Source organism: Gordonia sp. YY1, from assembly GCF_009872315.1.
GTDB lineage: Bacteria > Actinomycetota > Actinomycetes > Mycobacteriales > Mycobacteriaceae > Gordonia > Gordonia amicalis.
In genome coordinates this window covers 113,335-130,473 of record NZ_WXYI01000005.1, presented here as the reverse complement: position 1 = coordinate 130,473, position 17,139 = coordinate 113,335, and the positions used below count along the sequence as shown (strand labels likewise).

At 64.9% G+C, this 17,139-nt stretch carries 15 protein-coding genes, 1 tRNA gene and 2 pseudogenes; 6 read left to right on the top strand and 12 right to left on the bottom strand.

Annotation, left to right across the window (positions count from 1 at the left end; translation table 11 throughout):
- Positions 1 to 23: 23 nt before the first annotated feature.
- A complete protein-coding gene (locus tag BPODLACK_RS09225; RefSeq protein WP_006437044.1) occupies positions 24 to 1,040 on the bottom strand; it encodes a beta-ketoacyl-ACP synthase III in 1,017 nt (338 codons plus the stop codon).
- Between the two features lie 274 nt (positions 1,041 to 1,314).
- Here BPODLACK_RS09225 and BPODLACK_RS09220 point away from each other — a divergent pair, with 274 nt between their 5' ends.
- Positions 1,315 to 2,397 carry an ATP-binding cassette domain-containing protein gene (locus tag BPODLACK_RS09220; RefSeq protein ID WP_159405147.1) on the top strand — a complete coding sequence of 361 codons (1,083 nt, stop codon included), beginning with the start codon at positions 1,315 to 1,317 and terminating at the stop codon, positions 2,395 to 2,397.
- Positions 2,394 to 3,156: pseudogene (locus tag BPODLACK_RS09215) on the top strand (ABC transporter permease). Before BPODLACK_RS09220 ends, BPODLACK_RS09215 begins: the two are co-directional and overlap by 4 nt.
- Before the next feature lie 107 nt (positions 3,157 to 3,263).
- On the opposite strand, the gene pth reads toward BPODLACK_RS09215, so the two are convergent.
- Together pth and BPODLACK_RS09205 are read right to left on the bottom strand one after the other, a co-directional pair.
- The gene (gene pth / locus BPODLACK_RS09210; RefSeq protein ID WP_040004825.1) at positions 3,264 to 3,830 is read right to left on the bottom strand and encodes an aminoacyl-tRNA hydrolase; all 567 of its coding nucleotides are present in this window, start codon (positions 3,828 to 3,830) and stop codon (positions 3,264 to 3,266) included.
- Positions 3,831 to 3,876: 46 nt separating this feature from the next.
- A complete protein-coding gene (locus BPODLACK_RS09205; protein ID WP_006437040.1) occupies positions 3,877 to 4,500 on the bottom strand; it encodes a 50S ribosomal protein L25/general stress protein Ctc in 624 nt (207 codons plus the stop codon).
- A 241-nt stretch (positions 4,501 to 4,741) separates the two neighbouring features.
- On the opposite strand from BPODLACK_RS09205, the gene BPODLACK_RS09200 reads away from it, so the two are divergent.
- Positions 4,742 to 5,203 (top strand): limonene-1,2-epoxide hydrolase family protein, encoded by a 462-nt coding sequence (locus BPODLACK_RS09200; protein WP_159405146.1) that lies wholly within the window; start codon positions 4,742 to 4,744, stop codon positions 5,201 to 5,203.
- On the opposite strand, the gene BPODLACK_RS09195 is transcribed toward BPODLACK_RS09200, so the two are convergent.
- The 5 genes from BPODLACK_RS09195 to BPODLACK_RS09175 all read right to left on the bottom strand — a co-directional run bounded on the left by BPODLACK_RS09195 (position 5,182) and on the right by BPODLACK_RS09175 (position 9,298).
- Positions 5,182 to 5,535: a VOC family protein gene (locus tag BPODLACK_RS09195; protein WP_159405145.1), complete on the bottom strand. Its 354-nt coding sequence runs from the start codon at positions 5,533 to 5,535 to the stop codon at positions 5,182 to 5,184. The genes BPODLACK_RS09200 and BPODLACK_RS09195 overlap by 22 nt on opposite strands.
- Before the next feature lie 156 nt (positions 5,536 to 5,691).
- The gene (arsC, locus tag BPODLACK_RS09190) at positions 5,692 to 6,033 is read right to left on the bottom strand and encodes an arsenate reductase (glutaredoxin) (protein ID WP_006437037.1); all 342 of its coding nucleotides are present in this window, start codon (positions 6,031 to 6,033) and stop codon (positions 5,692 to 5,694) included.
- Between the two features lie 88 nt (positions 6,034 to 6,121).
- Positions 6,122 to 7,000: a catechol 1,2-dioxygenase gene (gene catA / locus BPODLACK_RS09185; protein WP_159405144.1), complete on the bottom strand. Its 879-nt coding sequence runs from the start codon at positions 6,998 to 7,000 to the stop codon at positions 6,122 to 6,124.
- A 39-nt stretch (positions 7,001 to 7,039) separates the two neighbouring features.
- Positions 7,040 to 8,668, bottom strand: a complete 1,629-nt coding sequence (locus BPODLACK_RS09180; protein ID WP_159405143.1) for a 4-hydroxyphenylacetate 3-hydroxylase family protein — start codon at positions 8,666 to 8,668, stop codon at positions 7,040 to 7,042.
- 60 nt (positions 8,669 to 8,728) lie between these two features.
- Positions 8,729 to 9,298 (bottom strand): flavin reductase family protein, encoded by a 570-nt coding sequence (locus BPODLACK_RS09175; RefSeq protein ID WP_006437034.1) that lies wholly within the window; start codon positions 9,296 to 9,298, stop codon positions 8,729 to 8,731.
- A 150-nt stretch (positions 9,299 to 9,448) separates the two neighbouring features.
- Here BPODLACK_RS09175 and BPODLACK_RS09170 point away from each other — a divergent pair.
- Positions 9,449 to 10,485: pseudogene (locus BPODLACK_RS09170) on the top strand (AraC family transcriptional regulator).
- A gap of 167 nt (positions 10,486 to 10,652) precedes the next feature.
- Here BPODLACK_RS09170 and BPODLACK_RS09165 read toward each other — a convergent pair.
- Entirely contained in the window at positions 10,653 to 11,630 is a 978-nt protein-coding gene (locus tag BPODLACK_RS09165) for a ribose-phosphate diphosphokinase (protein WP_006437029.1), read from the bottom strand.
- Between the two features lie 76 nt (positions 11,631 to 11,706).
- Positions 11,707 to 13,170: a bifunctional UDP-N-acetylglucosamine diphosphorylase/glucosamine-1-phosphate N-acetyltransferase GlmU gene (gene glmU, locus BPODLACK_RS09160; RefSeq protein WP_024497829.1), complete on the bottom strand. Its 1,464-nt coding sequence runs from the start codon at positions 13,168 to 13,170 to the stop codon at positions 11,707 to 11,709.
- A 277-nt stretch (positions 13,171 to 13,447) separates the two neighbouring features.
- Here glmU and fabG point away from each other — a divergent pair, with 277 nt between their 5' ends.
- Positions 13,448 to 14,203 carry a 3-oxoacyl-ACP reductase FabG gene (gene fabG, locus BPODLACK_RS09155; protein ID WP_024497828.1) on the top strand — a complete coding sequence of 252 codons (756 nt, stop codon included), beginning with the start codon at positions 13,448 to 13,450 and terminating at the stop codon, positions 14,201 to 14,203.
- Positions 14,204 to 14,324: 121 nt separating this feature from the next.
- Positions 14,325 to 14,396 (top strand) — tRNA-Gln (locus BPODLACK_RS09150).
- A 316-nt stretch (positions 14,397 to 14,712) separates the two neighbouring features.
- On the opposite strand, the gene BPODLACK_RS09145 is transcribed toward BPODLACK_RS09150, so the two are convergent.
- Together BPODLACK_RS09145 and BPODLACK_RS09140 are read right to left on the bottom strand one after the other, a co-directional pair.
- Positions 14,713 to 16,104 (bottom strand): hypothetical protein, encoded by a 1,392-nt coding sequence (locus BPODLACK_RS09145; protein WP_152528500.1) that lies wholly within the window; start codon positions 16,102 to 16,104, stop codon positions 14,713 to 14,715.
- Positions 16,097 to 16,417, bottom strand: a complete 321-nt coding sequence (locus BPODLACK_RS09140; RefSeq protein ID WP_152528499.1) for a hypothetical protein — start codon at positions 16,415 to 16,417, stop codon at positions 16,097 to 16,099. The genes BPODLACK_RS09145 and BPODLACK_RS09140 overlap by 8 nt, the downstream gene beginning before the upstream one ends.
- Between the last annotated feature and the right edge of the window lie 722 nt (positions 16,418 to 17,139).

The window sequence follows — 17,139 nt, the reverse complement described above, 5'->3', positions numbered from 1 at the left end:
GCCGCATCTGGAAGAGGGGCGTCCTACTCGAACGGCACCGGCGGAAGCTTGACGACCTGCGAGGCGTACGAGAGTCCGGCACCGTAGCCGAGGAGGAGGGCGGTCTGGCCCGGCTGCGCCTTGCCGGTGGAGAGGAGGTCTTCCATGGCGAGCGGGATCGAGGCGGCGGAGGTGTTGCCGGTGTACTCGATGTCGTTGGCGACGACGGCGTCCTCGCGCAGCTTGAGGTTCTTGGCGAGCAGCTCGTTGATGCGTGCGTTGGCCTGGTGCGGGACGAAGACGTCGAGGTCCTCGGAGCCGATCTTCGCGGCCTCGAGGGCGCGGACGGCGACCTTGCCCATCTCGAAGGCGGCCCAGCGGAACACCGCGGTGCCCTCCATGCGGAGGTAGGGGCGCTGGACGCGGTCACCGTCGAGGAAGGTCACCCAGTCGAAGTCCTGGCGGATGGCGTTGAACTGCGAGCCGTCCGAACCCCAGACGACCGGTCCGAGTTCCTGTTCCTCGGTCGGGCCGACGACCACGGCGCCGGCGCCGTCGCCGAAGATGAAGCAGTTGGTGCGGTCGGTCATGTCCAGGGCGATCGACAGCTGCTCGGCGCCGATGACCAGCACGTTGGTGGCGCTGCCGCCGCGGATCATGTCCGACGCGAGGGCCATGCCGTAGCCGAAGCCGGCACAGCCGACGGTGACGTCGAAGGCGGGGACGCCGTTGCAGCCGAGTTCGGTGGCGACCTTGGTTGCCCCGGCCGGGGTCAGGAGCAGATGCGTGTTGGTGGCGAGGATGACGGCGTCGATGTCGGAGCCGTGCAGGAGGGCGTTCGCGATCGCCTTGCGTCCGGCGTTGACGGACATCTCCATGACGCTCTCGTCGCGGCGGGCGAAGCGGCGGGTCTTGATGCCGGTACGGGTGTAGATCCACTCGTCGGAGGAGTCGATGTGCTCGCAGATCTCGTCGTTGGTGACCACACGCTCGGGGCGATAGGCGCCGATACCGAGCATGCCGATGTTGTTGATCCCTGAGGTGTCCGCGATGACTGCCATGGTCTTCCTTCCGAATATGTGACCCGCCATACGACGGTACTCACCGGGTCACTTACTGGGAAGTACCACCTCCCCTTCGCACATCGTTACCGGCCGATTCCGATCTCCACCGCCGAAGAGGACCGAATGTGTCCTCATTGCGATGAAAACTGAGGCGCAGATCGGTCGATACCTCACGTCAGCGTCGGAAATCGGCCGCTCGATACGACGATCAGCACACGACGAGGTGCGCGTCCGGCACGACAGGCAGCCAAGTGGGAGAAGGAGAGTCCGCATGATTCATGCGCGCGGTTTGGTCCAGGTGTTCCATACCGGGAAAGGAAAGAAGAAGCGCGAGGTACGAGCCGTCGACGGCGTCGACCTCGACGTGGCCGAGGGGGAGGTGGTCGGCTTCCTCGGGCCCAACGGAGCGGGCAAGACGACCACACTGAGGATGCTGACGACACTGCTGCGGCCCACCGCGGGCACCGCGACGGTCAACGGCTACGACGTCGTCGAAGATCCGGTTTCGGTGCGTCGCAGTATCGGGTACGTGTCCCAGGCCGGTGGCACGTTCAGCCAGGCGCAGGCGGGCGACGAGATCGTCGACCACGGGATGCTGTACGGGTTGTCGAGAGCCGAGGCGACCCGGCGAGGCCAGGCGTTGTTCTCGGAACTGCAGCTCGACGGCCTGTGGGAACGGATGCCCAAGAACATGTCCGGGGGGCAGAAGCGGCGCCTCGACATCGTGATGGGCCTCGTCCACGAACCGTCGCTGGTCTTCCTCGATGAGCCGACGACGGGCCTCGACCCGCAGGCCCGGGCCAACCTGTGGGAGCACATCCGCAGGCTGCGCAGCGAGCGCGGCGCGACGGTGTTCCTCACGACGCACTATCTCGACGAGGCGGACGAACTCTCGGACCGGATCCTCATCATCGACAACGGACGGATCGTCGCCGCCGACACCCCCGACAACCTCAAGGCCCAGGTCTCCGGCGATCTGGTGTCGCTCGAGGTCGCCGACGCGGCGGCGGTCACCACGGCCGCAGAGAAACTCGCGTCGGTCACCGGGGGTGACGGCGACGGAAGGATCGAGATGGCCGGCCGCCACGTTCGCGGCCGGGTGCCGCGCGCGGGCCGGGCCGTGCCCGGACTGCTCCGTGACCTCGACGCGTCGGGAATCTCGCTCGATTCCATCGAGGTCATCCGCCCGATCCTCGACGACGTCTTCCTCACCCTCACGGGCAGGTCCCTGCGCGACGCGGAGACCGCCGGCGATCCCGTCGGTGACGTGCCCGGGGTCGACCCCGATGCAGTCTCTCCCGCAACCGTTTCCGACGACGCAACCCGCCGCACCGAGCAGGAGGTCGCCCGATGAACAGTTTCGTCCGTGACAGCACCATCGTGTTCCGGCGTCAGATCCGGATGAACCTGCGTAATCCCGCCTGGTCCTGATCGGTGTCATGCAGCCGATCCTGTATCTGCTGTTGTTCGGGCCGTTGCTCAAACCGCTGGTCGCCCAGTTCCCCGGTGGCGCCGACAATCCGTACACCTTCCGGTGCCGGGTCTGCTCGTGCAGCTGGGACTGTTCGGGGCGCTGTTCGCCGGCTTCAGCCTGATCGGGGAATGGCGCGAGGGGGTCATCGAGGCAGAGCGGGTGACTCCGGCGAGCCGGACCGCACTGCTCACCGGTCGCCTGATGCGCGACATGCTGCAGTTGCTGGTGCAGGCCCTGATCCTGGTCACTCTCGGATTCGCCATGGGCATGCGCGGATCGATGATCGGCGTGATCCTCGGCATCCTCATCACACTGCTCATCGGTGGTGCGTGCGCCGCGGCGTCGAATGCCCTGGCACTGACCACCAAGAGCGAGGACGTGATGGCCCCGCTCATCAACATGGTGATGATGCCGGTGCTGTTGTTGTCGGGAATCCTGCTGCCGATGACGCTCGGACCGGAATGGTTGCAGGGACTGAGCGATTTCATGCCGTTCCGCTGGATCGTCGACGCCGTGCGCGACACGTTCGGCGGCGACCTCGCAAGCGCTCAGGTGGGATGGGGGGTCTTCGCGGCGCTCATCCTGGCGGGCCTCGGAACCTGGTGGGGCACTTCGGTGTTCCGCAAGGAGAACGCGTGACCCTTCGAGACGGCCCTTCGCAGGCTCCGGGCCTCCTCAGGGAGCAGGGGGACTGTCCCTTCGCAGGCTCCGGGCCTCCTCAGGGAGCAGGGGAACACCGTGCACGCCTACCAGGCGTGCACGGTGTTCTGTGCGCTCTCCAGATCCTGGGAGACGAGCAGTTCGACGGCGTCGCATCCGTTGCGGATCATCAGCTCGACCTCGGCCCGGTCCGCGGACGGGAACGGCTTCAGCACGAAGTCGGCGGGGTCCTGCCGGCCGGGTGGACGGCCGATGCCCATGCGTACGCGCAGGTAGTCGCGGGTGCCCATCACCTGGCTGATCGAACGCAGCCCGTTGTGGCCGCCTTCGCCACCGCCGCGTTTGAGACGCACCGCGCCGAAATCGATGTCGAGTTCGTCATGCACGACGATGAGGTCGGCCGGCGTGACCGAATAGAACTTGGCCAGCGGACCGATCTGCCGGCCGGACTCGTTCATGTAGACGCGTGACTTGGCCACGAGAACAGACTGGCCGCCGAGGCGTACCTCGGCGACCTCAGCACCGGACTTCTTGTGAACCTTCCAGCGCTCGCCTGCCGAGTCGACGAGGGCGTCGGCGACCATCGCGCCGACGTTGTGCCTCGTCTTCTCGTACTTGGACCCGGGATTACCGAGTCCGACAATCAATTTCACCACTGGGGCAGTTTCACCACTCGAGTCGAGCAGTCTCGGGGTCGGATTACTCCGACTCCGCGGGAGCCTCGGCAGCAGCCTCTTCCTCGGCACCTTCGGTGGCCTCGGACTCGGTGGCGACGGCCTGGGCCTCGTTCACGGCGACGATCAGGGTCTCCGGATCGGCGGTCAGGGTGACGCCCTCCGGCAGGTCCAGATCGGAGGCGTGGATCGAGGTGCCTGCCTCGGCATCCTCGACGTTGACGACGATCTGCTCGGGGATCGACAGGGCGTCGGCCTCGACCTCGACGACGCTGGCGTCCTGGACGACCAGGGTGCCCGGCGCCGCGTCACCCTCGACGACGATGGCGACCTCGACGGTCACCTTCTCACCGCGGCGAACGATGAGCAGGTCGGCGTGCTCGATGTAGTTGCGGATCGGGTGAACGTCGACCTGCTTGGTGAGCGCGAGCTGGCTGGAGCCCTCGATGTCGAGATCGATGATGGCGTTGAGGCCGTTGTTACGCAGGATCGCGGCGAAGTCGCGGGCCGGGAGGTGCAGGTGCTGCGGGTCGGTGCCGTGGCCGTAGAGCACGGCGGGAACCTTGCCCTCACGACGAGCGCGACGAGCGGCGCCCTTGCCCTTTTCGGTGCGGGTGCTGACGGACAGCTTGGAGGCCTGAGTTGCCATGATGATCTCCTCTGATCAGTGGTTGCGGTCGTTCGTCCGTCGCGACGAGCAACGGGCACGGATTCCGACCGCGGACACCCACCGGGCCGCATGCGGGCACCCGAGGAGACTGCGATGGTCGCGCCGATCACGGTGACTGGATCACCCTCGCCGAGACAACGTCGGTCAGGATAGTCGATGACCTGCCGGGATGTCACATCACGGCGCCTCGGCGGCCGGTGGCAGGGCATACTTGGCTGCCATGACCTCACAAACCCCGATCGAGATCGTGACGGCATTCCTCGACGCGTTCGTCCGTAACGACACCGCAGGTGCGCTGGCGTGCGTCGACGACGACATCGCCTACACCAACGTGTCGCTGCCGACCATCCACGGCAAGCGGAAGGTCGCCGGGGTGCTGGGCGGCGTCGCGAAGAAATCGTGGATCGGCTTCAACTACCGCATGGTCAACGTGAGCTCCGACGATGCGGGTGTCGTGCTCACCGAGCGTGTCGACGAGCTGCGTTTCGGGCGGCTGCATCTGCAGTTCTGGGTGTGCGGCCGCTTCGAGATCCGCGAAGGCCGGATCGCGGTGTGGCGCGACTACTTCGACTACTTCGCCATGACGAAGGGGCTGGTGCGAGGCGTTGCCGCGCTCGCCCTGCCCGCGGTGCAGAAGCCGTTACCCGCGCCGAACCGGGACTACCTGGCCAGCGGGCTGTAGAAGACCAGGCCGTTGCCCTGGTTGTCGTACACCACGGCACGGCGTTCGTGCGCGTCGTCGTAGGGGCCCTTCACGATGGCGCCGCCGCCGGCCTCGATCGCCTTCGCGGCGGCGTCGACGTCGGCGGTCTTGATTCCGACGACGACCTTGCCCGGGATGGGGTGGTCGACGGAGGTGGCGAGGGCGAGCGTGACCGCGCCGGCGTCGAGTGTGGCGAAGTGGGCGCCGTCGCGGAACTTCAGCGACATGCCCAGGGTCTCGGTGTAGAAGGTGATCGACTCGTCCAGGTTCTCGGTGGACAGGATGATCATCTTTGCTTCGTGGTCGCTCACGGCACCTCCAAAGGGAGAGGGATCAACGGTCGACGGCCGGCGTCGTGAGCCACGCTACTCGCGATCGAGGGTGCCTGGAACAGCTGAATCGCGTTCTGGCACAAAGATGTACGAATCGCTGACCAAAGTCCCGATCCGTTCGGGACCGACGCCCCTTCAGAGAATCTCGTCGAGCTTCTCGATCGGCCGGGGGATGCGGGTTCCCTTGTCGGTCACGACGATCGGCCGCTCGACGAGGATGGGGTGTTCGACCATCGCGTCGAGGATCTGATCATCGGTGGCCGACGCGAGGTCGAGCTCTTTGTAGAGAGTCTCGCGTTTGCGTACGGCCTGCGCGGGGGTGACCCCGGCGTCGGCGAACAGCGCTACGAGCTGTTCGCGCGTGTAGGGCTCGTCGAGGTACTTGACGACAGCCGGCTCGATGCCGGCGTCGCGGAGGGCCTGCAGCGCTTTGCGCGAGGTCGAGCACTTCGGGTTGTGATAGATCGTCGCGTCCACGAAATACACCGTACCCAGCCGAAAGCGGCCCGGGCTCCAGAGGGGGAGAACCCGGACCGCTCGCGAACCCGTTCTGCGGGCGTGCTCGCTACTCGGGATCGAGTGCGAAGTCATACTGCACGACGTTCCGTCCGTCCGCATCGGGTTTCGGGTCGAGGAGCAGCTCCGGCTTGGTCGCCGAGGCGACGTCGCTGTCGAGCCAGTCACCACCCGCGAAGTACAGCTGGGTGACGATCGGATGCCGCCCCTTGGCCGACACCCGCAGATGCAGATGAGCCGGACGCCACGGGTGCCATCCGGCGGCCTCGATGAACTTGCCGGTCGGTCCGTCGGTCGGGATCTGATACGGCGCGGGCTGGATCGTGGTGATCTCGTAGCGGCCGTGACCATCCGTCACGACCGTGCCGCGCAGGTTCCAGTCCGGGATATGCGGTGCGAATCCCGAGTAGTAGCCCTCGGCGTCGGCGTGCCAGATCTCGATCGTGGCACCCGCCATCGGATTGCCGTCGAGGTCGGTGACCTGACCGTGCATCACAAGCGGTGTCTCGCGGGCGTCGGTGCTGCGCATCGGGAGGGTGCAACGGGCGGGCAACAGCGGGGAATCGGGGAGGTAGTACGGGCCTTCGATACTTCCCTTGGTGCCCTTGAACTTCCGCGAGTTGACCTCTTCGATGTCGTGTTCGACGAACACGTCGAGCAGAAGCGGCCACTCACCGCCCTCGCCGACGTCGATGAGCCACTGCTTGAGGACCCGGTACTCGTCGTAGGTGATCTCGTATTTGTCGATCAGTGCGCTGAAACCGGCGAAGGCCTCGGATGCGATGGCCGACAGACGTTCCGGTGAGGTGTCGGCGGTGAACCGATGGCCCGCGAAGGCCGCGGTCGCGGCGCTTCCGGAGCCGGCCGCGGTCGGTGATTCGACGGCGGCCGGGTTGTCGACGGCAGTCGGCCGTTCGATGGTGGTCATGATGTCTCCTCGTTTGGATGGGCTGTGCGAGAGGGAGGTTCAGCGGTTGGTGAAGTAGCTGACGTCGTCGTTGCCGATGAGGTCCGGCACGGTCCAGCCGTCGAGGTCGTACTCGGACATGCACTGCTCGGCGAGACCCTTCATCTCCCCGACGGTGCCGCGTGCGTCGGCGAACATGAGGAGTTCGGCCTTGACGCCCTCGTGGTTCCCGGCGTAGTTGCGCTCGTAGAGCTCGTGGCGGCCGCCGAACTCGCTGCCGATCGAATCCCACAGCGCCTTCATGACCTTCACGCGATCGACGGCGAGGATGCCGTCGGAGCCGCGGACGTACTTGTCGAGGTACGGGCGGACGTCGGGGCTCTTGAAGTCCGCCGAGCTCGACGGCAGGTAGATCAGACCGGAGGCGACGTCCTGCTCGATGATCTCCTTCACGCGGGGATAACCCTGCTGGGCGAACATGCGGTAGGTCAGGCCGTACTCGAGCTTCGGGATGACGGTGTCACCGATCCACGGCTCGGGGTTGTTGACCATGGCATCGCTCAACGACCAGAACAGGTTTCGCCATCCGATGACCTCACCGACGCGGGTCTGCACGCCGCGGAACCCGCCGGCGCCGGTGCAGTCGAGGGCCTTGAGGAGCAGGCCGGCGATGAAGTCGAGCTTGACCGCGAGACGGGTGCAACCCTGGAGGGTGAAGCGAGGCAGGAAGCCGGACTGCGGGAAGAAGGCGTTGATCTTGTCGCCGTCGCCGTACATGAAGACGTTCTCCCACGGGACGAGCACCTTGTCGAAGACGAAGATGGTGTCGTTCTCGTCCATGCGGCTCGACAGCGGGTAGTCGAACGGGGTGCCCATGACCGCGGCCTGCTGGGTATAGGAGGAGCGGCAGATCAGCTTCACCCCCGGGGCGTCCATCGGGACGGTGCAGATCAGGGCGAACTGCTTCTTCTTGATCGGCAGACCGTAATGGGAGATGAAGTTGTAGTTGGTGATGGCCGAACCGGTCGCGACGACCTTGGCGCCGGAGACGATGAGGCCGGCGTCGGTCTCCTTCTCCACCTTCATGAACACGTCACCGACCTCGTCCGGCGGGAGCTGGCGGTCGACCGGCGGGTTGATGATGGCGTGGTTCCAGTACAGGACCTTCTCCTGCGACTCCTTGTACCAGCGCTCGGCGTTGGCCTGGAACGGCGCGTACAGCTCGGAGTTGGCGTGCAGGGTGCCGAGGAAGCTGGCCTTGTAGTCGGGGCTGCGGCCCATCCAGCCGTAGGTCATCCGCGCCCAGGTGGCGATGGCGTCGCGGTCGGCGCGCAGGTCGTCGGCCGATTTCGGTGCGCGGAAGAACGGCATGGTCACGCCGCCGTTGCCGGTGTCGGTGGGTGCGGTGACCTTGTCCTTGGTCGCCGGGTCGTGCATGGCGTCGTAGAGGCGCGCGGTCATCCGGATGGGGTTGCGGAAGGCCTCGTGGGTCGTCACGTCCTTCACCCGCTCGCCGTTGAGCCAGATCTCGCGGTCGTCACGCAGTGACTCGATGTACTCGTCGCCGGTCATGGGCCTAGTGGCGAAGTTCTCGGTGCGGTTGGCCTCGGAGTCGGCGGCGACGTTCACCTTCGACCGGTCCACGTTGTTGGTCGTCTCGGTGTCGGGGGCGATGTCGGTTGCGGTCATGATGGTCCTCACTTGTGTTGTGTGACGGTCGATGTCGTTGACAGCCGGGATGGGGTGGGGTCAGGCGGGTGCGCCGACCGGTACGCAGGTCGGGTGGAAGCGGGCGGTCGCGTCGAACCACCGGCTGTGCGGGTCGTCGAGACTACCGCAGTAGGCGGCCGCCCCGGAGGTGTCGCCGAGCTCGTGGAACTTGCTGCGGTAGAAGAGAAGCGGTTCGGCCTCGGTGTCCACGCGGGCGTCGACGATCTCGCCGATGTAGATGATGTGGTCGCCCCCGTCGTAGGACGCCCAGGGCGAGCAGATCAAGGTGGCGGCCGTGTCGGCGAGGGCGGGAACCAGCCACTGGTTGTTCCATTCGGGACCGGGGTCCTGCGGCTTGCCGGCGAAGTGCATGGCGGTGTCGAGCTGATCCGATTTCAGGATGTTCACCGCGAACGGGGCGTCGTCGAGGAAGCCGCACGCCTTGGACTTGCGGGTGAGAGTCACCTGGCACAGGCGGGGTTCGATCGAGATCGGGGTGAACGCGGTGACCGTCGCGCCGTGCGGCGTGCCCTCGTCGTTCGCGCAGGTGATGACGGTGACGCCGGTGGCGAACTGGCCGAAGATGTTGCGCATCGTGCGTTGGTCCATGGGGATCGGCTCCTTCGTGCTCGAACAGTGTCTGGTCTGGCGGTGCGACCCAACGTATGACCGCGATCACATCCCGTCGATCCGCATTGCGAAGGGTCGATCCGATGTGCGCAAGCGTGCGATCTGGATCGCTTCCGATCACCGGAAGTGATGGCAGTCATAGTTACGCTGGACCGTGTGAGGGCAGAGCCGCCCCTTTCGGGGGCACACCGCGCGGGGGTGTCGGCGTCGCAGGAAGCGCCTACGCCGCGTCGCGTCGTGGGTTCGGGTATCGCGGACTGGGACGAGGTCCACGAGGTCGTCGCGGATGCCTATTTCCCTCATGAGTTGCGGCCGCTGTCCCGCGACGACGCCTCCCGCTATCGCCTGGAGTCGACGCCGATCGCTGCGACGGTGCTCGCGCGGATCGGTTTCGGCGCGGATGTGTCGATCGACACCGACCATCCGGGGGCCTGGGCCATCAACATTCCGCTGTCCGGCAGCATCGCGTCGGTCACCGATGGGCGGGAGATCGTCTCCGAACCAGGTCAGGCGACACTGAACCCGCCAGACACCCCGACGGTCATCACCAACTGGAGCAAGAGCTGCGAGATCATCGGCTTCAAGGTCGAGCGCGACTACCTGCAGCGTGAGATCGACCGGATCGCCGGCCGCCCCGGCAGGTCACTGACCCGCCAGCTCGTCTGCGCACCGGCGCCGGCGCGGAATGGCTCGGGCTGCTGAGGTCGGCGCGTCAGCAGGTCGCGCAGTGCGAGGGCATCCTGTTGCGCAACCCGCGGATGGCCGAACAGCTGGGCGGCATGCTCACCACCGCCCTGGTGCTGGCGGCGCTACCCGACACCGACGAACCGATGGCCGGTACCCGTCCTCGTATGGTCAAGCGCGTCATCGACGCCATCCATGCCGACCCGGCCCGGCCCTGGACCGTGGGTGAGCTGGCGGAGATCGGGACCGTCAGCGCCCGGCGCCTGCAGCAGAGCTTCCGCGAATGCGTCGGGATGAGTCCCATGGAGTACGTGCTCGACGTCCGGCTCGAGTGCATCCACAACGACCTGATGACCTACGGCGGAACCTCGACCGTCACCGACATCGCGACACGTTGGGGCGTCATGCACACCGGCCGGTTCGCCGCCGCCTACCGGCGTAAGTACGGGGTCTCGCCGTCGGAGACCCGGCGGAGGTCGTAGGCCCTTCGAGGCTCGCTGCGCTCGCACCTCAGGGAGCGGGAGGGCGTGCTGCGCTCGCACCTCAGGGAGCGGGAGGGCGTGCTGCGCGCGCACCTCAGGGAGCTGTAAACACCGCGCCCGGATGTTCGTGAGAACATCCGGGCGCGGCGGTGAGAGGGACTGAAAGACTAGGCGATGCCGTCGAAGAGGCTTGTGACCGAACCGTTTTCGAAGACCTCACGAATCGTCTGTGCGAGCAGCGGGGCGATCGACAGGACGGTGAGGTTCTCGAAGCGCTTGTCGTCCGGGATGGGCAGCGTGTCGGTCGCGATGACCTCCTTGGCGCCGCATCCGGCGAGGCGCTCGGCAGCGGGATCGGAGAAGACGCCGTGGGTGGTGGCGATGATGACGTCGCCTGCACCGGCGTCCTTGAGGACGCGGACCGCCCCGGCGATGGTGCCGCCGGTGTCGATCATGTCGTCGATCAGGACGCAGGTGCGTCCCTCGACCTCACCGACCACGCGGTTGGACTTGACCTGGTTGGGGACCAGCGGGTCGCGGGTCTTGTGGATGAAAGCCAGGGGAGCGCCGTTGAGGGCGTCGGCCCACTTCTCGGCGACGCGCACACGACCGGAGTCCGGCGACACGACGGTGATGTTGTCGGTCCCGTAGTTGTCGCAGACGTAGCCGGCGAGCTGGCCGAGGGCGTGCATGTGGTCGACCGGGCCGTCGAAGAATCCCTGGATCTGGTCGGTGTGCAGGTCGACGGTGATGATGCGGTCGGCACCCGCGGTCTTGAGCAGGTCGGCGATCAGGCGGGCCGAGATGGGCTCGCGTCCGCGGTGCTTCTTGTCCTGGCGGGCGTAGGGGTAGAACGGCAGGATCACGCTGATGCGCTTGGCCGAACCGCGCTTGAGCGCGTCGATCATGATCAGCGCTTCCATGACCCACTGGTTCAGGGGGTAGGGGCAGCTCTGCAACACGAAGGCGTCCGAGCCGCGCACGGACTCCTCGAAACGGACGAACAGCTCGCCGTTGGCGAAGTCGCGTGCAGTCTGTGGGGTCACCTTGATGCCCAGTTCGGTGGCGACTGCTTCAGCCAGTTCGGGATGGGCACGACCAGAGAACAGCATCAGGTTCTTCTGGTTGTCGGTGGTCCAGGTCATGAAAACTCTTCTGTCCGTTTCGATGTCGATCTTCTGGGCTGCCTGCCGCGAACGGCAGACCGTGGTCGGGACCGCCTCAGGCGGACCCGAGGTCCTTGTCGTGCGCCTCGATGGCCGCGCGCGCCGCCGCGGTGTCGGGCCGCTTGGTGACGACCCAGTCCTCGATGACACGCTGTGCTCCCGCCGAGACCGCGAGGGCTCCCGGCGGTACATTTTGCCGCACGACGGTTCCGGCGCCGGTGTATGCCCCGTCGCCGACGGTCACCGGGGCGACGAACATGTTGTCCGAACCGGTGCGGCAATGGTCGCCGATCACGGTGCGGTGCTTGTTCACGCCGTCGTAGTTGACGAAGACGCTCGACGCCCCGATGTTGGAGTGTTCGCCGATGGTCGCGTCGCCGACATAGGTGAGGTGCGGGACCTTCGAGCCGTCGCCGATCGTGGCGTTCTTCGTCTCGACGAAGGTGCCGATCTTGCCCGCGACGCCGAGCACGGTGCCCGGTCGCAGGTAGGCGAACGGACCGACGGAGGCGTCGCCGCCGATGACGGCGTCGCTGCCGTGGGTGCGGATGACGTGCGCGCCTTCGCCGACCGTCACGTCGGTCAGCGTGGTGTCGGGCCCGACGACCGCGTCGGCGGCGATGTGGGTGCGGCCGTACAGCTGTGTGCCGGGTTCGATCCGCGCATCCGCCTCGATCGTCACGTCGACGTCGATCCAGGTGGTCGCCGGGTCGACGACGGTGACACCGTCGATCTGGTGGCGGCGGATGATGCGGCGGTTGAGCTCGGCCCCGAGGTCGGCGAGCTGGGCGCGGTCGTTGCAGCCGGCGACGAGGACGGGGTCGGCGACGGTGAAACCGCGGACTGCCTGACCGGCGTCGCGGGCGATCTCCACGATGTCGGTGAGGTAGAACTCGCCCTGGACGTTGTCGGTGGACAGCTTCGAGAGCGCGTCCCGCAGCGCGGCGGCATCGACCGCGTAGACACCCGCGTTGACCTCGGTGATCGCGCGCTGCTCGGCGGTCGCGTCCTTGTGTTCGACGATTGCGCGGACAGCGTTGTCGTCGGCGCGGATGATGCGTCCGTAACCGGTCGGGTCGTCGGCGATGAAGCTGGTCAGTGTGACCGCGGCACCACCGTCGGCGGTGTGGGTGTCGATGAGGCCGCGCAGGGTGTCGGCGTCGAGGAGTGGGACGTCGGCGGCGGTCACGACGACCGTGCCGTCGAAGTCGGCGGGAAGACCGGTCAAACCGACGCGGGCGGCGTCGCCGGTGCCGCGCGGCTCGTCCTGCTCGGCGATCGCGATCTCGCGGCCCAGTGTGGCGGCGATGTCGGCGACGGCGGCGGAGACCCGTTCACGCTCGTGGCTGACCACGACGACGAGGTGCTCGGGATCGATACCCGACGTGCCGTGCAGGGCGTGGCCCAAGAGTGAGCGGCCGGCAATCGTGTGGAGGATTTTGGGGGTCTTGGACTTCATGCGGGTACCGGCACCCGCGGCCAGCACGATCACGGCCACAGATGACGACGTTCCCGACATCGAATGCCCACCCTCTTCCTTCATCGGTGTTCACGTCGGGTGCGATCCTACGCACCGGTAGAACCGTGCAATAACGCGCCGCACCGATTTTCGGTGGATACGGGCTCCGACGTGATGCACCACACGTCCTCCGACCGCACCTGATAGAACACAAGGGACCGTCTCACCCGAGCGATCGATCGGCGCCCCCGGCGCTCGGTGTCGATGCGCAGGCGGGGAGCGGACGACATACGTGCGCCGGGCGTCCCGGTGCGCACACCGACCAACGGAGGTATGAATGAGCACGCAGAAGACCGCGATCGTCACCGGCGCGGCACGGGGCATCGGTGCTGCCGTGGCCAAGCGACTCGCCGACGACGGCCTGGCCGTCGCCGTCCTGGACCTCGACGCCGATGCCTGCGCCGACACCGTCAAGGCCATCACCGACAAGGGCGGCAAGGCGCTGGCCGTCGGCGCGAACGTCGCCGACGAGGCGTCGGTGCAGGCCGCCGTCGAGAAGGTCGCCAATGAGCTCGGCGCGCCGACCGTCGTCGTCAACAACGCCGGCATCACCCGCGACAACCTGCTGTTCAAGATGACTGTCGACGACTGGGACGCGGTCATGGCCGTCCACCTGCGCGGTGCTTTCAACGTCACCAAGGCCGCCCAGAAGTACATGGTCGACGCCGGTTGGGGCCGCGTCGTCAACCTGTCGAGCACCTCGGCTCTCGGCAACCGCGGTCAGGTCAACTACTCCGCCGCCAAGGCCGGCATGCAGGGCTTCACCAAGACCCTGGCCATCGAACTCGGCAAGTTCGGCGTCACCGCCAACGCCATCGCCCCCGGTTTCATCGAGACCGAGATGACCGCCGCCACCGCCGAGCGCGTCGGCGTGCCCTTCGAGGACTTCAAGAAGGCCGCCGCCAGCCAGATCCCGGTGAACCGCGTCGGCGTCCCCGAGGACATCGCCCACACCGCGTCGTTCTTCATCAGCGAGGGTGCGGGCTTCGTCTCGGGTCAGGTCGTCTACGTCGCCGGCGGCCCGAAGGACTGACTCGACTGACAGACCTCGTCTCGACTCCTGGACTTCGATCGAAGTCCGGGAGTCGAGACGAAGTCGACCGGTGGCGTCACGTCGTCGCCGGGGCGCTGTGGCACAATCGTCAGCGCAGTATTCCCCCATGGTGTAATCGGCAACACTTCTGATTTTGGTTCAGGCATTCCAGGTTCGAGTCCTGGTGGGGGAGCTTCAGTAAACAGTCAGCTCAGGGCTGGTTTTCGTCCACGCTCGCAGATCCTGATGTCGATATCGCACGCGAGAACCCCAGGAGACGAAAACGACCCCGACCTCCCAGCGTTCGCACCCGATGAAGGAGGGCCGGTGGTGGCGAGCGTTGGCGCCATGCCAGCCATACAGAGCCTGCCTTCCTTGCCGGAACGACTGTGCCGAACCCCGGTAGGGTCGGCGGCTTCAGTTGCAGTTGGACGATGCCGGAGCGAGAACTGCATTGTGGACGGCTCCGCAATTCCGGTGTGGTGAGGCCGAGAACAATCAGTTAAGTGCTAGCTCAGCAGGAGTTGTGCAATCTCGTCACTTAGAGACTCCTTGCTGGCGAGCTCGCGAAATTCTTCACTGGCGGCGCCGACATTGATGTACCAGAGGTCTGTCTCGAGTGCACAACGGGAAATAGACTCACTGTGCGCTGCCGTATTGTCGAATATATCCTGAAGCGCGTTAAGAGTTGTTGATAGATGGAGTTCTCTCGCGTTAAACTGCGCGTTGTCAGGTCTACTATCACGCTGCCGAGAGCGGCTTATGTCCGCATCTGCTGCGGCCTGGTTTTGTGTCTTGAAAATAACTGCAGTCCATATGGCAGAGAACTTAGTCCTCAACCAGGTTTCCTCGTAAGTTGCCCATATGTTGTCGAGGCTGTCCGCCTTGTCCTCGAATGACGTAGCCGCTAGCAAGGAACCCGATCTACCTGAGGGTTTCAAAGCTAGGTCGACTTTCCTTATGAATTGGTTTGCACGCGCCGCCATATGGCACGCCATGAATGTCTCGTCCCGGTTGAGGATCTTATCTCCAAGAAGAATTGTGGTTAGTACAATTGCGAGAGCGTCGCAAATAACCTCTTCTCCTATGCCCTCGAGATTTGACATGATCGAGTCTAGCCGCTCCTCGAGGGTGATTTTTGCTCCGTATCTAGGAACTATTTTTGTTTCGAGGATCTTGCGAATGTCCTCGTCCTCGGTTGCGGCAACGTATTGAATGCCCGACTCCGTAATTCGGGGTATCTGCATCGTTTCTAGAGGTCCGAACGTCATGTTTCCTAGTAGGTCGATGGGACTATTGCTGTCAAGGTATCGAACTGCTTCAAGTATTGCCTTCTCGTAATCGCTGGCGTACGCCCGTGCGATCACGTCGGCCGTATCACGGATGGTGCAGTGTGCCAATTCGTGCGCAATTGAATACGCAGACATGACCGCAGTCCAGCTGCCAACCAAATCTGGATTATGCATGCCCGGGGGTTGCTGCTGCTTCTTTTCGTATGCATGGAATGCGTTAAATGCAGCCTTTTCTCTCTGTCCGCCGGCTAAGTACCGAGCGGCGTGGATCGCGTGAACCCAGCCAGGAATTTCGAACATGGGACGATATGACAGAGACGGCGCGGCCTCGTTGAAGAGTGCGGAGAGTAGTGCAAAGTGAATACTGCGGAGGCGAGAATCATATATTATATGGGAACCCGTGCTTGTATGGATTGTCTCAACATCGCCGACATGAGATGATATCTGGGACATTCTCACGTGCGATGCATCGAATCCATAGCGCGATAGGGCGGCCACACAGTTGTTGAAGAAAGTTGGCAACATGGGGTTGTCGTAGTTCGAGTGCGTCCCGCGAGTTGCACTGATGTATCGAGAGACAGCATCGGGGGCTGTTCCGTAGTCAAGCATTCGAGCCATCAATTGGAATGTTCTTGTTGATCTCGCTGTATATTCTTACCGCGTCGTTTGCCGAGTAACCATCAATTTTCACACCGTTAATGCTCACACTTGTATCTTTTCTTGCTGCGACACGAGCGTTCAGCCACGCTTCAAAGTAAGGAAATGTCACCGTGCTTAAGGTGACAATAATTGTCATAACTGTTTCGCCGTCAAGAGATCGGGTCTCGAAGGGGGCCTCGGGCCTCTGAAGAGACTTGCCGAGGTCGTCCAGGTCAGTGCGGTCTTCTGCAGGGAGGCTGATCGCCAGGTCAACGGTGCTCATCGTTTGAGCTTATCGGGGCGGTGCGGTGTTGACATGCCCAATATCCCAGTTAGCCGAACCCCGCCAATGCTCGGACAAGTCGAAAGTCGTTCACCAAGGGTTCTTTTGAGCGTGCCGAGTCTCTCGCCGAACCGCTCTACGAAGTCGCGTCGCAGAAGAATCTTGAGGTGGCGGCCAGTCGGAAGCTGGTTTGAGACTGAGGCATGGCCAGGGTGACATCACCGGGTTCCGGGTCGACGTGGAGTTGCACGTACTGCGGTCAGTAGGGAAGTGGTGTCAGGCGGCTGGTGTCATCTACTCAGTATGATGACGCGTTGAGTGCGCTCTCGGGCAAACAAGGTGCTCGACCGTCAGCGCAACTCGAGGGCGACCAGCCGGCTTGTCGCCGGCGGCGGCAGGTGTCGCTCGGCGGCCTTGCGGTGGGCACGGCTCCGTTCCAGGGGCGGAGCGATCGGAGGCCATGGCATGCACTGAAGCCGCGAGTTCATGCGCTAGTGCAGCATCGGCATGTCCTATAGCTGCGCGGACTCGTGTGCAGTGACGGCGCGCTCTATCGACTCCTGGGCATGTTCCGCAGGCGCCGCGGGTTTTTCCGTGACCGGCTCGCCGGCGGCCAGCTGTCGACTCCGCGGATACCGCGAGTGCGATCCGCTCAAGACTGGTCGTGCCAATGATCTGCGCCGGGAATGTCGCGAGGGCGACCGGTCCAGACGGCGGGCTTT